Raw genomic sequence first — 15,839 nt, forward strand, 5'->3', positions numbered from 1 at the left:
GGTTAGTTCAATAACTTATTCTTGATTGCGGTGAGCTTTGCGCGATTAACAGAGTTGATGATGGATTCAGCCGTTTTGTTCCAGCGAAAAGGCTTGGCTGAGTGTTCATTATGGGCCTCGATAAAACGGCGAATTGCCGCTTTCAGATCAGCCACACTGCTGAATGCATCGCGGTACAGCGCGCGCCGTTCCAATTGAGCAAACCAGCCCTCTACGGCGTTCAGCCATGAGGCGCTGGTCGGTGTGAAGTGCAGCTTGAAGCGGGGATGCTTCTCCAGCCACGTCTTGACGGTGGCAGTCTTGTGCGTCGAGCTGTTGTCCAGAATCAAATGCAGATCCAGCTCGGCAGGCGTCGCGCGGTCGATCTGCCGCAGGAACTCAAGAAACTCTTTGGCCCGGTGTCGTTGGGTAATGCGACCGATGACCTGGCCCGTCAGGATGTCGAAGGCAGCATACAAACTGGCCGTACCGTGGCGCTTGTAGTCATGCGTCCTGCGCTCGATCTGACCTGGCTTAAGCGGCAGCATGGGCTGGGTCCGATCCAGTGCCTGGATCTGGGTTTTCTCGTCAACTGACAGCACCATCGCATTGTCGGGCGGGTTCAGGTACAGCCCAACCACATCGACCACCTTGTCAGCAAAGTGCGGGTCGTTGCTGATCTTGAAGGTTTTCAGTCGGTGGGGCTTGAGATCGGCGGCAGCCCATACCTGGGCGACTTGCCAGACGGTAACGCCCACGTATTTGGCCATCAGTCGCAAGCTCCAGTGAGTCGCCTCACGCGGTACACGCTGGGTCGTCAGGGTGAGGATTTCCTTAATCTTCGCCTCGTCGAGCTTGCGTGGATGTCCGCTGCGCGGGAGATCGCTCAGCCCATCGAGGCCAGCTTCCTGATAACGCTTGCGCCATTTGAATACGACAGGTGCCGAAACTTCCAACCGATCACTCACCTGCTTGGGCGTGAGACCGCTGGCCAGCAGCAACAGAATTCGGGCACGTTGCCCAAGGTTTTGCGGCAGAGTTCCCATGCATAACCAGCTTTGCAGCGTCTCAGCATCAGAGGGTTTTAAACAAAAAGAAGCCGCTGATCGAGCCATGCTATACACGCCGAAAAAGGAGGGATGCACAGTATATTTGTTATCCCTCTATAGATAAACGAACTTTACGGGCAGTCCACTAGGTCGTTACCTGACCTCAGCAATCATGACATAAATGGGCATAAACGCTGAATCTGCGTGTCACCGTAACGGAACCAAGCTCGAGAGAAAGTCACTGTTTCGCTCAATGGAAGCGAGCGAAACAGTGACGCAACTAGGTCGACTTTCGATACAGGCTATGTTCCAAACGACAATTCGAAGATTCCGCAGCCACGCTGGCCATCACAGGTGACTTCGACGATGTGTTCTTGAATCCCTGCGGTAATGGGCGTCAGGCGGGTATCGGACGGCTCCCATCGTTCGCCTGTGATTTTGAGCGGCCCCTGTTTCATGCCATGAATGATTCCATTGAAGCCTCCATAGTTACCACCACGCAAGTGGATTGAGGTGTTCAGTCGGTGCATATTCACGTTCAATACCCGTCCTGACTCGAGGTGAACTTCAATGGTGGCATTCTGGAAATGCTCATCCGCATCAAAATCGATCTTGCGTACCACATTTGCGACTTTTTCCTGGCCGCCACCGGCGTTGTCGTTCCACCGTACCAACCCTTCAAAGAAACGTGCCGTACCATCCACCTCGTGAGTCTGGAAGTACCAGAGGTAGAATGATTCAAGTTGCACGCAAACCCAGTTATACCTCTCCCCCCAATTGGCCTGCTTCATCCAGGCCGTGGTGTCGGAGATTACACCAATGCCTGGACGAACCCCCCAGGAACGATCGCGGATTGCGAAGTGGCTATCTTGAGTAAGCTCAATTTTTTTGCCGTCGATCTTGGCCCAGCCTTCGACCCGGCCAACGTGTCCGAAGTGGGTCCAATCCCAAATACGATTGCCTTCTACCGTGGAGACGAGTCGCAACGGCTCCATGGCTTTGAAGTTCGCGATGTAGATGAAGTCATAGCTGACGCCATGTTCGTTCTCGTCAAGGCGAAAGCGCCAGCGTTTCATTGGCTCGAGGATTTCAGCGTGAATCGGACCGATGTCCATTTCGTCGCGATTGCCGTCTACCAATTCGCGGGAAGCTCGGACATTCACTTGGAAAGTAGGAGTGCAGACAAGGCTGAAACCATCCATCACCTGCTGATTTGGGTAAACCCCAAGTCCTTGGGCAATGGAAAGGGAGCCATCTACAGCTTGGACATTGAAGTAGAAACGATCGAACCAACGTGGGTCGTTATCAACCACGTGTTCCAGGGTGCCGTAGTTCTGATGAATCAAGGCATCGTCAAGTCGGGCGGGCATAAGTACTCCTGTTTAACTCAGTTGGAAAAATTCAAACTAACTCGGGACCATCCACTTCAGTTTTGTGCGGTATCAACACCGAGCAGTGACTCGATATTTGGAATTGCGGTCGGATCTGCTTCCCAGCCTTGTGTTGCCATCAATGAACGATCGCGTAACAATTGTTCTCGTGCCACATTGAGTACCACTTTCTCAACCTGAAGCTGGGCAGCTTCGTCGTTACCTTCAGCCAAGGATGAAACGATTGAGGCCATGGCTTCACGCAGATACTTGATTGAATACAGTATTTCGGCGGGGTCAACCTGGCATTTTTCGAGAACGTCGGTGGCTAGCGCACAGCGACTAGAGAATTTCTCCATTGCTGCAGCGGCGCCAAAATCGGTCATTTGGATCTTCTTGAATTCTGCTGCGCTGCCAACCAAGCGTTGCAGCTCGTCGCGATCAAAACGGAACTGAAGGGGAAGTTGCATCGCCATCAGATTCAGCATTCTAACGACCAATTGCGATTGCTCCACTGCAAGCTGGTTGTTTGGATCCACTGCAGGAATGACAACATCCAGCATTGCTTTTGTTATGCATGTCAGTTGAATGTCAGGGCGCATTTGCATATCAATATCCTTTCTCGATCAGCATCCGTACGTCATCTTGGAACATGTAGCTAATACCGATCAGCCACCCAACCAAGACGTCTTGATGGGTTTTTCCATTCCGTGCAATCCGGTAGGTAGTGGCAAGGTTCAATACAGCCAACATGTAGCTGTTGTAAACCCGGTACCAATGGAGAGTCCTCGGATTAACTTTAAGGCCCGAGTGGTGTTCATACGCCTCAAGGAACTCCGACTCGGTCATCAGGCCGCCCACCAAGAAGGTCTTGCCGTCTTCGGCAAGACCTCCAAATGCCGGGTGCGTTGTCCAGGCCAGATCCTGATGGCGATCACCAATACGGCCTAATTCCCAGTCGAGTAAGGCGGTGATCTTTGCGTCGTTCTCGGTGAACAGGAAGTTTCCTGTTCTGTAGTCAGCATGAACAATAGAAGGACGATCCAAAATTGGCATGTTTCTTCGTAACCAGGCGGAGGCGACTCTCAAAACTGGTACGTCTTCATCGTGATCCTCCTCCCAGATCCGATCCCAAGTGTTGACGCCCCATTCCGAACACTGTGTCGTACCAGTTGTCGGGATGTCGAAAGCGGAGAGGGCGGCATTTTCAAAGTCATGAAGGTGTATGGTGCTAAGGTGTTCCACAAATTGAGGGCCGAGCTTGTGGCGCAATTGCTCAGGTAATCGAGTACCGACACCGGAGACCCCGCTACTGGAGTTGGTTGGCTTGGCAACTCCATCTGAAAAACCATAGATCATTGAGGGGTATGGCAGATGTTCGGCATCGGCATCACACCAGAATGCGGTCGGGACCGGAACGATCCCCTCAAACGCCTTGACTAGTTGGAACTCACGTAATCGGCTCGTTTCCACGATCGACTCTGCGGGCTCCATGCGCAAGACCATTCGGGTCTGTTCTGGACCCATTCCTGGGCGATCCCAAGTGAGGGTGAACGCCATTTGCAATTTCGAGGCCCCGCCAGATAGCCACCGTGCATTGGTCACCGAGTACGCACTGCCAATTTTCGCGTTCAACAGCGATTCGACACCGCTGACAAGTGTTGGGAGTGGCACAGACGTATAGCCCGGCCCAGCACGCCTTTCTAATCGGCGCGTCAAGACACGATCTACTTCCGCTTCGGTCGTAAATCGTCTGCGCAAGGAACTAATCCATTCTTGCGTCGGATGATTCTTGTCTATTCGCTGCATGTTAGTTTCCTTTTTGGTGTCAAACCCAGAGGTGGCCGAAAAAATGCCCCCGCACTCGTCTGAACACGATGTTGCCGGTGTTAAGTGAAGGATATGTCTGGGTTAGCGGTTGCATGGTCGTATACCCCTGTGGCGGTTCAACAAAAATCACCACGTGGCTGCAGCATCATGCCAAGCCAGATTTGTTGAGCCTGGCATGACTGCAGTCGTAGTAATTCTTGTCAGGCTTGGTTGGCGCGGCTGGCGCCAGTGTCTGGGGTGGCGTCAAACCAGTTGGGCCAACCAGCGCGTTCATTCTGGGCTTTTGCCAGTTTGCGCTCCTCGGATGAGGCAAACTCGTTATCCCAGCGTTTCAGGGCGGGTTTGATGATCAGGTTGTACCAGGCAGGCGGAATCAGGGCGGCGAAGAAGCACACGAACACATTGGGCAATGGGATCGCATTCTTGTCCGGCACGAGCGAGTAGTAGGGCGTGAAGGAGTTCAGGTGGTGATCAGCATGGTTGGTGATCTCAAAAGTCATGATGCGGGACAGGGGTGATAGGTGATTCCATACATGCCGTTTTTCAATCGGGGTGCCGGGCAGGCGAACCTGGCCGTAGTGCTGGAAATAATTGAATGTTTCAATCCAGAAGCGGGCAACCAGCATGGCCGCAAGAGCGAGCAGGTTGGCTTTGAAGCCGCCAATCTGGAATATAATGAGTTGAAAGAGGCTCTGAGCAACAATTGCTTTCCACAGCCGGTGATGAATAGACCACCGGCCCAAACCGCGCTTTTCCAGTGCATCGGATTCGGTGCGCAGGCAGTCAAGCGTGGTCTCGAGTACGGCTTTCGGCCCGAAAGCGTAAAGAGAGACGCCGCGCGCGGCAGTGTCGCTATCTCGTTCGGTGCCAACGTGGATGTGGTGGGTGACCACGTGACCAATATCCCTGGTGCAGTCGAGGTAGCACACTTGGGAATAGCGACCGACAAAGCGGGAGAAGGCATCGCGCTGGTGGTATAGCTCATGGGATGAGGGCACCAATGGAAGTACGGACATCCAGGCGCAACTCAATACAGCTCCGAGCATCTGCCATCCTGAGAGGTCTGTCGTGGCAATGGTGTAAGCCAGTGCCAGGTAGAGAGTCGGTGCTAGTAATGTGCAGATCCATACCGGGATCAGTGCCACTGCCTTACTGCGGATCTTGCGCGGGGAGTAATCCCTGGGCAGCAAGCTATCCAGTATGGCCAGGGCTGGGAAGCTGGCAACGCCAAGCCACACCCAGTCTCTGCCGGCGAGCAGGCCAGCCAAGGCGGCAAGCTGAACCAGCACCGGGATGTAGTATTTCAAATGATCCATTGTCATTACCTATTCTTGTATGAGTTGATTGCAGTCGATTGAAGTGGGGCAAGCACGGGCTCTTTTTCCTCTCCTTTAATAAGGGTATTGTCAGCACGAATGCTGAGTCGCCATATTGGACGCTACCATATGGTATTTATGTATTCAATAGTTGGGCGGCAGCGTCGACTGCATGCGGCAGTGGCAGCCAGGGTATTGGGGCATGCCGGCGTCAAGCGCGTTTGAAAGGCGACTGGCGGAGCGCGCACATCGATTCTGGCCGGGATCAAGGAGCTGGAATCACTCGCGCAGCAGGCGTCGGCGGGTACGGCCCGAGTGCGCCGCCCGGGAGCGGGGCGCAAGAAACTGATCGAAAACGACCTGGGATTGCGCAAAGCCTTGGGGCGGCTCGTTGAGCCGGCCACGCGCGGCGATCTGGAGTCGCCGTTGCGCTGTACCTGCAATAGCCTGATGCAGTTGTCGCGCGAGCTGAGGGCTCAAGGTCACCGAATCAGCCATGTTTCGGCTAGGGAAACTCTGAAAAAGACTTCCTGATTTTGGCAAAATATCCGGATTCCACCCGCTGAGTTTTCTGATGAAGCAGATGACCTTCGCCGACGCCGAGTACGCTGGCAAGCGCAAGCAAACCCGCAAAGAGCTGTTCCTGATCGAGATGGATCGGGTGGTGCCCTGGGTGGGCTTAATCGCCTTGATCGAGCCGCATTACCCCAAAGGTGAAGGTGATGACATCAGATGATGTTCGCGGTGCTGGCGCTCACCGCCGAGCAACTTTTGCTATGGGGCACCTGAACCGCTGCGACCGACCCGGCGGGGCCCTGCGCACAAGATCACGCAGGATCCCTCGTGCCCGCAGATCGAAAATTGGATATTTCTTCCTGGCCACGTCCAGCCCCGGAGGCAGGTCAAAAGCCTCCGGAATTGCCAAGCATTGACCAGCGCGAGGCTGGCGGAGTCTATCAGCACAATTTCTGTTGGAATTTCGCAAGAGCCACTGACAACGGCACCGAGGTCAGGCTGTACCATCATTTCGAGCGCCGGGCGAAAAAGGAAGGGGCGATCAGCGAGCGCTTCGCCAAGCGTTTCGAGGGGGAGCTGGACAGGCAATGTCATCAACTTAAGCCCCAGCCCTGTTTGGGGCAAGCGACCTCAGGGATTGGATTCTCGGTTGCAGTAGTACCTTCCCTGGTTTTGTTGCTCCCCGTTTCAGCGCCTGAGTACTGCATTCGCCAGCTTAATTGATACCGTACAGCGTGTCTTCGACCTGACCCAAACGGAGAAACTGTTTGACCTGCGCGTTTTAGCCACAAGGTAGGCGCATCAGGAAATGCCGCTGTTGCTGCTCAAATAGCCAGTGCCCGGGGTAGCCACGATCAAACAGCGTCAGACTGTCAGCGATAACAGGTGCAGGTGCTGGCGGTGGGCATCGATGAAGGTGAGGCAGTCAAGCGAACTGGTTGTAATTTGCACAATTTTCAAGCCAGGGTTTGGCGGGCGGTGTCAAATGGTGTGGATTGAGAGGCCAAAATGGGTTTCTCCAATGCGCTGATTTTAGCGATATGTATATGATAAATATAGTAAATCATCTTAGGCAAATGACATTGGCTGGACAGGATCGCTGAAGGACTGGGTAGCCGCTTGCTGCATACAGTACCTGTAACCACCAGTTTGGGTTTGACGGCGAGCCAAAATCGCACTAATGTGATATCGTGCGATACGGTATTTAGGCATACCTAAATTGCCAGTTCAGCTACCACATTTTCGAGCGCAACGCTCTGGGTGTTGAAAATAACAATCGTAAAGTCGCGATGGAGATAAGAAAAATGAAAAAAAAATCGGTTCACAGGGTACTGGCAAACCGGTCTGTGTCCATGCTTTTGGTTGGCGGGCTCGTAGGGCTTCCAGGGGTCTCCAGCGCTTTTCAAATTGAGACGAACGACCCTGATACTAAGCTTCAGTGGGACAATACTGTACGTTACAACCTCGGTGCGCGGGTAGAATCCCGCGATTCAAAGCTTGGCAATAACCCTAATTATGATGAGTCTGACTATAAGTTCGATAAGGGCGAAATAGTTACTAATAGGCTTGACCTGTACTCACAATTGGATTTTGAGTACAAGCAGAAGCTTGGTTTTCGGATAAGTGGCTCAGGCTGGTACGATCATGCTTATCGCGATTCGTCCGTTAACCAAAATCCGGCACTCAAGGAAGGGGGTTGGGAGAGCAGCTATATTGGGGATCGTTACTCGGCAGATACTAGGCGAAATCATAGAGGGCTGCACGGAGAGGTGCTTGATGCTTTTGTCTTCGGCAGATATGACGTTGGCGAAGTCCCGGTGCAAGTCAGAGTTGGACGATTGGCCAACGTATGGGGCGAGGCGCTTCTGGATCCTCTCAACAGTATTTCTTACTCACAGAGTCCGCTGTCTTTCCGTACGTCTTTAGCCACACCTGGAGCAACGATTAATGAGGTGTTTAGGCCCGTTGGCCAAGTCTCCATGCAAGCTGGTCTGACGCCAGAACTCGCGCTGGAATTCCAGTACTTCCTAGAATGGGAAGAAAATCAGTTCCCAGACGGTGGTACTTATCTAGGTCTGGCTGACGTGCTAGGTAACGGCCCACAGCAGTTGCCGTTAGCGCCGGGTTTTTCGCTTCCGCGTACTTCCGACCTAGAGCCTAGTCAATCTGGTGAATGGGGCGTTGCCTTAAAGCTAACACCTGATTGGTTCGACGGTACCTTGGGTTTTTATCATCGAAACGTGAGCGAAAAAAACCCATGGTTGATGCTAACAGCTAATGACTCAGGACTAAGTGGTTATAGGTTAAGTTATGCAGAAAACACTGAACTATACGCTATGAGTTTGGGGACAAATATTTCAGGTATTTCGGTTGGGACTGAGCTGATATATCGCAAAAATACCGCGTTGGTGAGCAATACCGCAGTGTCTACAGAAGGTGCGCGGGGCGATACCTATCACGTTATAGTGAATGCTATCGGATTGATTGGGGAAACCGCCTTATTCGATACAGCAAATTATGTCCTGGAAGGTACCTACAGTCGTTGGGATCGAGTTCGGAAAAATGAGGATCTTTTTGCAGCCAAGGGGACAGCAGGTTGTCTTGCCGTCGATGGACACACCGGGTGTGTGACAAAAAACTTCTACAAAATTGCTGCGACGTTTGAACCAACCTGGTTCAGCGTTTTTCCTTCCGTAGATCTATCGATGCCCATTTCCTATTCGCAGGGAATTAGTGGGAACGCTTCGACACTCGGTGGAGGATTCGAGGGGCAAGGAAGTTATAGCATAGGGTTAAAGGCAGACATCGTAAAGCAGCACAAGGTGACCCTTCGCTATATAGACTACTTGCTTGATATTAAAAGTGATGGTGCGTTCAACGGTGACCAGCCTCTTAGTGATCGCGGTTGGGTGAGCATGACATATGAAACATCATTCTGAAGCCAAAAACAAATATAGTCAGGAGATAAATTATGTTGGTAAGCAAGATAACAGTCGCGTTGAGCGTAGGGCTAATATGTGTGGCGTCCGCATCGGCGGCAGTCAGCCCTGAAGAAGCGAAGCAGTTAGGCTCAAGTTTGACTTGGTTAGGTGCTGAAACTTCTGGGAATGCTGAAGGAACCATTCCGGCATACACTGGAGGACTTACCACGCCACCAGCTAACTATGATCCTGCTACCCCGGGGAAACGTCCTTCACCTTTCCCTGATGAAGTACCATTGTACTCAATTGACCAGTCGAATATGGAAGACTATAAGGATAAATTGACAGAGGGAACGAAAGAGTTAATGCGTCGGTACAAGACCTTTCGTATTGATGTCTATCCGACGCGTCGAACGGCAGCCGTGCCAGAGCATGTGATGCAGAAAACGATTGCTAATGCTACCCAGTGCGAGAGCACTCAGGGCGGACTAGGAATCACAGGCGAGAAGTGTGCCGGTGGGTACCCATTTCCTATTCCAAAAAGTGGATATGAAGTTATGTGGAATGCTCTCCTGGCTTTTCAGGGGCACGCGACCAAGCTGAAGCAGCAGAGTTATGCGGTAGACTCCACTGGTAGAGCTGTAATGGCCGGCGGAGTTCAAGCGATTCAACAATATCCATATTATGATCGTAACATTGAGAATCCTCGGGATTATTTCAAGCTTTGGTATAAGGTTGATGAGCCTGCTCGTATTGCTGGTGAGCAAATCATGCTAATTGATGCTGTAAATCCGATGCAATTTCCTCGGCAAGCTTTTCAGTATCTGCCAGGACAGCGTAGAGTGAAGCGTGCACCGGAGCTTTCTTACGACACACCGAACCCTAACACTGGTGGTGGAAACACATTTGATGATATCAAATTGTTTACTGGTGCGATGGATAAGTTCGAGTTTAAAACTGTAGGGAAGCGGGAAGTGTTCATTCCTTACAATACCTACGTGACAACGGATCCAGAGCGCTGCCCTGTTGATAAGCTTCTGATGCCTAATCATCAAAATCCCGATTGCGTAAGATGGGAATTGCACCGGGTGTGGGTGGTAGATGGGGTATTAAAACCTGGCGAACGCCATATTTACCAGCGTCGAGTTTATTTCTGGGATGAAGATAGCTTTGCGGCTGGGGCGGTCGATCTTTATGGTTCAGATGGTAGTTTGTTTAGAGCGGGTTACAACCATATGGCGCCTCATTACGAAGTTCCTGCACCTGTAGGCCCGGTTCCGTTTACCCATTATGATTTCTCAAAGGGGACGTACACAGTAACCACGCTTGTTACCAAGTATGGTGGTGAAGTGCACATTGAGCCGAAGGACGATCGGTGGTGGTCGCAGCAAGGTATGCAGCAACGCGGCTCCCGTTAGGTTAACGGTTTTTTGAGATGCGGGTGGTGATGCCCACCCGCTTTTGTAAGTGATATATTTTGGAGTGATAGGCATGGCAAAGCGGTTAGCGGGAGTGTGTGTAGCTATTCTAGCGCTGACTCATTTTTCAAACGTGTTAGCTCTAAATGTCGATAGTAAAGATCCAGTCTACACTCCGTCGATAATTGTTCCTAAGCCACTTAACCAACAGTTTACTGCAATTACTACTGCCGGGGTTCGTTTAGTGGCCGTAGGGCTGCGGGGTCGTATTATTATTTCGGATGATGGTGGTAAAACCTGGATCCAGGTCGAGGTGCCTGTAAGTATTGATCTTGTGGATGTCTATTTCCCAACCATTAAACAAGGCTGGGCGGTAGGTCATTCCGGAGTGGTCTTGCATACAAAAGATGGGGGCGAAACGTGGGTCAAGCAGTTGGACAGCTTTCAGGCTGCACAGATTATGCGGGACTACTATCGAGGGCCAAATTCCATTGATGCTAGCATAGCCGAAAAGGCGCTTTCAGAAGCTGATTGGGTAGAAAAAGAAGGGCATCCATTTTTAAGCGTCTGGTTTAAAGATGAAATTGAGGGCTATGTAGTCGGTTCGTTTGGAATCGCTTTTAGAACGAACGATGGGGGAGTCACTTGGGTGCCGATGTATCACGGCTTTGACAACGAAGATGGACTGAACCTTAATGCAATAGCAGGTAAAGGTAATTCGGTTTTCGTCGCTAGCGAGCAAGGGATAGTTTTTAGTTATAACGTAGAAACGGATCGCTTTGATAAGCGTCGCTCACCATATACTGGTTCGTTTTCGGGGGTACTGGTTGACGATGAGGTTGGAGTTGTTAGCTTCGGAATGAGCGGGAACGTATATAGCTTAGCTTTGAATAGTATGCAATGGTCTAGAATGCCATTCCCTGTTAAAAATACAATAACCGGGGGCGATATCGATATTCGCGGAAATATTGCGCTGGTGACTAACAAGGCCGAGTTGTTTGTGAGTCATGTTGGCTCCACTGAGTTTGTGAAGGTCACAAGCGAGGACGATGTTATGGGTAAAATGTATTCTGATGTTGTTTCCAATTCTAAAAATCATGCGATAGTTGCAGTGGGTTCTCACGGAGTCACACTGTTACGGTCCGGACATGAAAAATAAGAGGATGCCTTTCGTGGAATACAATAAGCTTTCAAGTCAGATTGAAGTTCCTCCATTGCGTAATTCAAGTATTCCGAAGTTAGCTTTGGTTCTTTTCCGAAAGAGAAATTTTTTTCTGGCTGTTTGCGCCATAATTACTATTCTCTTGGCAGTTCAAGCAGCGAAACTTAGTTTCAATGCCAATTTTGAGGCGATGTTACCACAAAAACATCCGTACATGCAAAACTATTTCGGAAACATAAAAGATCTTCAGGGTTTTGGAAACTCTCTGAGTATCGTGGTGGAGAACAGAGATGGCTCTATACTTCAGCCTGACTATCTGGATGCTCTAGCCAAGCTAAATGACGCTGTCTTTCTTTTGCCAGGTGTTGACCGGGCGTGGATGCAGTCGTTGTGGTCGCCAGCAGTAAGGTGGACCGAAGTCACAGAGGAGGGCTTCGCAGGCGGTCCTGTAATGCCTCGAAGCTATGACGGAACGAAGAAAACTATTAAGGAGTTGGAAGATAATATTCGAAAAGCGGGATTGCTGGGAACGCTTGTCGGAGCCGATATGCGTTCTAGTATGATAAAGGTGCCTTTGTTATCAATAGATGCAGAGACAGGTGAGCCTGTGGATTACGCAAAGTTCGTTACTTTGCTAGATGAACAGGTGTTACGCGTGGTCGCTGATCACAATATCAATGTTCGAGTTGTAGGCTTTGCTCAACTGATTGGCGAGCTAATCAATGGTTTCTTGTATATAGCGCTATTCTTCTTAATTACAATATTGCTTGTTGGTGCTTTGCTATATTGGTATGTGCACTCAATTCGTTGTGCGTCGCTTGTTCTTTTTTGCTCTTTGATGGCGGTTGTTTGGCAGTTGGGATTGGTTGCTGTTTTCGATTTTTCATTGGATCCTTACACTGTATTAGTACCTTTCGTTGTTTTTGCCATCGGTGTTAGCCACGGCGCGCAGATAATGAATGGTGTGGTCGGCGCGGTTGCTGACGGAGTTGATAAAGTTTCAGCATCTGAAAATACCTTGTGTCGACTTTTTATCCCGGGTATGGCCGCTCTCCTTTCTGATGCGGTTGGTTTTGCGATATTGGTGGTTATCGATATTCCGGTAATTCGTGAGCTTGCAATTACTGCTAGTGTCGGCATCGGTGCGCTTATAATTACGAACCTTTTTCTGCTGCCAATTCTTTTTTCATATGCTGGAATCGGTGAAAAAGCGAAGAGACGGGCTTCTTCGGCGTTGGCTTTTGGTAATAATAACTCACTTGAGTCTGTAAAAATCTATCGATGGGCAGCTAAACTTGTGGAGCCTGGCTGGGGGGGGGGGGTACTGTTCGCAGCAACATTGTTAGGTGTTTTCGGAATATATGGGAGCATGCAAGTAAAAGTAGGTGACCTGGATGCTGGGGCTCCAGAGCTTTGGCCTAGCTCTAAATATAATATTGACGTTGGGTATATCAATAAGCATTATTCTTTGAGTTCTGATGTGTTTGCTGTGATGGTCAAGACGCCAGTAGGTCAGTGTTCAAGTCTTTCTACACTGGTTGCAATTGATAGACTGCAGCAAAAATTATCTACCGCCCCTGGGGTGATGGCAACTGCTTCATTAGCAGACAGTGTTCGCCAACATGTAGCAGGAACTTTTGAGGGTAGCCCGAAATGGTTCACTTTACCTCGAAATGAGCAAATATCAAGTTTGGCGACACATGAAATGTCAGGGTGGGGGAGTGAGTTGGTTAACAAAGAGTGCTCCTTAGTCCCTGTTTTAGCATATCTAAGTGATCACAAAGCAGATACCTTGCAGGGGGTTTTAACTACGGCAGAGGATTACGCCCTTGCCGAAAGTACCGATGAGCGACAGTTTTTGCTTGCAGCAGGAAGTGCGGGTATTGACGCCGTTCGAAATATTGTCGTCAAAGAGGCTAGTCTCGCAACGTTAATATATGTCTATCTCGCAGTGATCGTATTAAGTTATATTGCTTTCAGGAGTATAGCTGCTGTTGTAGTTGCCTTGCTCCCACTAATGCTTACATCGGTACTCACTTATGCGCTTATGTCGTACCTCGGTATCGGAATTAAGGTGGGGACTCTGGCCGTAGTTGCGCTGGGTGTGGGAACTGGAATAGATTACGCTATGTATTTGCTGAGCGACCAGCTAAAGAATCAGCGGGGAGGGTATTCTTTGAAAGATTCCTACTTAATGTCCCTCAGAAGTAGCGGGAAAGTAGTTGCTCTTATCGGGGTTACTTTGGCTGCTGGCGTTATGACCTGGATTTTCTCACCTATAAAGTTTCAGGCAGATATGGGGGTACTCCTTACATTTATGTTTATTTGGAATATGCTGGGCGCCTTAATCTTGATTCCTGCACTTTCCGGATTCTTACTTAAAGATGTTGGTAAAGACTGCCGCCCATTTGTTTTGTTGCCCCCCCCTCCCGCCGCGTCAGAATAGTTGCCGTGTGAATTGATTCGATGAGTCTTGGTCGGTGGGCGGAAGTGAAAGCCGTGTGGTGCGTTATTCGATAGCGCATCGGGAGTGGGGTGCGGCAGATGATGCCACCCTTGAGCCGGACGGTGCCGGAGCTGGTGGAAGCGACAAGCGCTTGGAAGCCGAGCGCTTCAAGACCAAGCTTGATGCCGATGCCGATGCCGATGCCGATGCCGATGACTAGGCGATCGAGTTGACGGTCGATGAGCTGAACTGGCTGCTCGACGGCATCGACTCTGTGCACGTCGGGAAGTCCTTCGCACAGAAACTGGGAGATCTCAGCGGTGCCCGGTGCGTAAACACCGGGCGGAGCAGGAAAGGCCATGCCATAAGCCTGCTGTTCACGTCGCTGAGAAGTCGTATACGTCCGTAGTACCTGGGAAACCATCGAACATAGGGCCTGGCCCTGCGGAGATAGTGGAGGAAAGGGACGTAGCCAAAGGGAAGCACCGACAGGACTCCCGCGCCCCGGACACTGAGCCGGATCAATTGCGCGTCGATGGGACTTGAAGGTGTACGTGAAGCAGTCCGAAGGCTAAGCGCTCCATAAACCTCGTCTTCAAATGATCCAAAGGCCAGCCAATGCTGTGATCCGATTTCTTTCTGAAGCCAGCCGCTATGATGCGGCCCGACGCCAAAGTCGAAAAAGTCTACCTGTACCCCAGGCCCGTGGACTTTAGAACGTCCATCGACGGCCTGGCCGCCCTGGTCGGGTAATCCTGTTGGCGCTGATGGAAAATTGACCCACCCTGCCGATTGAAATTTGACCCAGGGCGGATTGCTGATTTCAGCATCAGCAATTGTGGATAAGTTTAGCAACGGAGCTGCTTTTGAATCCCTTCCTTTCTATCATCCAAAACAGCGACTGATGACCTGCCACATGTCGTCATGCAGCAGGCCATCCTTTCCCTAAAATCAAAGTAATCGCTCCATAAATCCCACCTTCAAATGACCCCTACACAACCTGATGCTGTGCTCCCGATTTCTTTCTGGAGCCCGCTCATGATGCGTTCCGACCCCAGGGTCAAAGCCGTTTACCTCTACCCCAAGCCGGTGGATTTTCGGAAGTCCATCGACGGCCTGGCCGCCCTGGTCGAGCTGGACATCAAAGTAGCCGTGTTCGACACGGTACTGTTCGTCTTTCTCAACAAGTCGCGTAACCGGGTGAAGATCTTGTATTGGGAGCGCAACGGCTTCTGTCTGTGGCTCAAGCGCCTTGATGCCGAGCGATTCAAAACATCGCCAGACGATCAAGACGAAGCCATCGTGCTGACGGTCCAGGAATTGAACTGGCTGCTGGATGGTTTCGACCTGTGGCGCAACGCAACCGCCCGCATCAGGTTTTGACGCCGCGTTTCGTGACCTGAGCCGGTATAATCCACGGCATGATTTCCGTGCCCGAAACCCTTCCTGACGACCCCGAAACGCTCAAGCAGCTGCTGTCTGACGTGCTGCAGGAGCGTCAGTCGAATCTGGGCAAGATCACGCAACTGCAAGAGCAGGTTGCCTTGCTGCGTGATCGCCTGTTTGGCCGCAAGTCCGAGCAGACCAGCGATCCCGAGTCGCCGCGATTGCCCTTGCTCAACAAGGCCGAGGTGCTGGCCGAGCAGCCCAATGGCGATGGTCAGGACGACGTCGAAACGGTCGAACTGCGCCCTGTCGCCGTCAGCAAACCGCGTGGCAAGCGCCAGTCACTGCCGGCCGAACTGCCTCGCATCGAAGTCATTCACGAGTTGCCCGAGCACGAACTGACCTGCGAATGCGGTTGCCGCAAACACGTCATGGGTGAGGAGACC

General features: G+C 51.2%; 13 protein-coding genes and 2 pseudogenes. 9 read left to right on the forward strand and 6 right to left on the reverse strand.

Going from position 1 to position 15,839, the window contains the following annotated elements:
* Nucleotides 1–2: 2 nt before the first annotated feature.
* The 5 genes from BM315_RS22940 to BM315_RS22960 form a co-directional block, all read right to left on the reverse strand.
* Nucleotides 3–1,094, reverse strand: coding sequence for an IS630 family transposase (locus tag BM315_RS22940; RefSeq protein WP_090505568.1), 1,092 nt, complete (start codon nucleotides 1,092–1,094; stop codon nucleotides 3–5).
* Between the two features lie 236 nt (nucleotides 1,095–1,330).
* On the reverse strand, nucleotides 1,331–2,398 hold the full coding sequence (locus BM315_RS22945) for an Rv3169 family protein (RefSeq protein WP_090505874.1): 1,068 nt from the start codon (nucleotides 2,396–2,398) through the stop codon (nucleotides 1,331–1,333).
* Nucleotides 2,399–2,454: 56 nt separating this feature from the next.
* Nucleotides 2,455–3,006 carry a hypothetical protein gene (locus BM315_RS22950; protein WP_090505876.1) on the reverse strand — a complete coding sequence of 184 codons (552 nt, stop codon included), beginning with the start codon at nucleotides 3,004–3,006 and terminating at the stop codon, nucleotides 2,455–2,457.
* Nucleotide 3,007: 1 nt separating this feature from the next.
* Nucleotides 3,008–4,207: a phosphotransferase family protein gene (locus tag BM315_RS22955; RefSeq protein ID WP_090505878.1), complete on the reverse strand. Its 1,200-nt coding sequence runs from the start codon at nucleotides 4,205–4,207 to the stop codon at nucleotides 3,008–3,010.
* A gap of 221 nt (nucleotides 4,208–4,428) precedes the next feature.
* The gene (locus BM315_RS22960) at nucleotides 4,429–5,544 is read right to left on the reverse strand and encodes an alkane 1-monooxygenase (protein WP_090505891.1); all 1,116 of its coding nucleotides are present in this window, start codon (nucleotides 5,542–5,544) and stop codon (nucleotides 4,429–4,431) included.
* 99 nt (nucleotides 5,545–5,643) lie between these two features.
* On the opposite strand from BM315_RS22960, the pseudogene BM315_RS25150 reads away from it, so the two are divergent.
* The 7 genes and pseudogenes from BM315_RS25150 to BM315_RS22985 all read left to right on the forward strand — a co-directional run.
* Nucleotides 5,644–6,069: pseudogene (locus BM315_RS25150) on the forward strand (ISAzo13-like element transposase-related protein); the annotation flags it as partial.
* Nucleotides 6,070–6,118: 49 nt separating this feature from the next.
* A pseudogene (locus BM315_RS24520) lies at nucleotides 6,119–6,265 on the forward strand (IS5/IS1182 family transposase); the annotation flags it as partial.
* A gap of 122 nt (nucleotides 6,266–6,387) precedes the next feature.
* Nucleotides 6,388–6,783: a hypothetical protein gene (locus tag BM315_RS24525; protein ID WP_141124014.1), complete on the forward strand. Its 396-nt coding sequence runs from the start codon at nucleotides 6,388–6,390 to the stop codon at nucleotides 6,781–6,783.
* A 581-nt stretch (nucleotides 6,784–7,364) separates the two neighbouring features.
* A complete protein-coding gene (locus BM315_RS22970) occupies nucleotides 7,365–8,999 on the forward strand; it encodes a DUF1302 domain-containing protein (protein WP_170862296.1) in 1,635 nt (544 codons plus the stop codon).
* A 32-nt stretch (nucleotides 9,000–9,031) separates the two neighbouring features.
* Nucleotides 9,032–10,399: a DUF1329 domain-containing protein gene (locus tag BM315_RS22975; protein ID WP_090505884.1), complete on the forward strand. Its 1,368-nt coding sequence runs from the start codon at nucleotides 9,032–9,034 to the stop codon at nucleotides 10,397–10,399.
* Between the two features lie 73 nt (nucleotides 10,400–10,472).
* Complete coding sequence (locus tag BM315_RS22980; RefSeq protein ID WP_090505886.1) at nucleotides 10,473–11,558, forward strand: YCF48-related protein; 1,086 nt, start codon at nucleotides 10,473–10,475, stop codon at nucleotides 11,556–11,558.
* 13 nt (nucleotides 11,559–11,571) lie between these two features.
* On the forward strand, nucleotides 11,572–14,007 hold the full coding sequence (locus BM315_RS22985) for an efflux RND transporter permease subunit (protein ID WP_170862297.1): 2,436 nt from the start codon (nucleotides 11,572–11,574) through the stop codon (nucleotides 14,005–14,007).
* On the opposite strand, the gene BM315_RS24775 is transcribed toward BM315_RS22985, so the two are convergent.
* The gene (locus tag BM315_RS24775; protein ID WP_170862298.1) at nucleotides 13,940–14,368 is read right to left on the reverse strand and encodes a hypothetical protein; all 429 of its coding nucleotides are present in this window, start codon (nucleotides 14,366–14,368) and stop codon (nucleotides 13,940–13,942) included. The genes BM315_RS22985 and BM315_RS24775 overlap by 68 nt on opposite strands.
* A 677-nt stretch (nucleotides 14,369–15,045) precedes the next feature.
* Here BM315_RS24775 and tnpB point away from each other — a divergent pair.
* Together tnpB and BM315_RS23005 are read left to right on the forward strand one after the other, a co-directional pair.
* Nucleotides 15,046–15,390, forward strand: coding sequence for an IS66 family insertion sequence element accessory protein TnpB (gene tnpB, locus BM315_RS23000; protein WP_090505889.1), 345 nt, complete (start codon nucleotides 15,046–15,048; stop codon nucleotides 15,388–15,390).
* Nucleotides 15,391–15,428: 38 nt separating this feature from the next.
* On the forward strand, nucleotides 15,429–15,839 hold a 411-nt coding region (locus tag BM315_RS23005), incomplete at its 3' end, for an IS66 family transposase (protein ID WP_212632995.1).

This window comes from Pseudomonas borbori, from assembly GCF_900115555.1.
GTDB lineage: Bacteria > Pseudomonadota > Gammaproteobacteria > Pseudomonadales > Pseudomonadaceae > Aquipseudomonas > Aquipseudomonas borbori.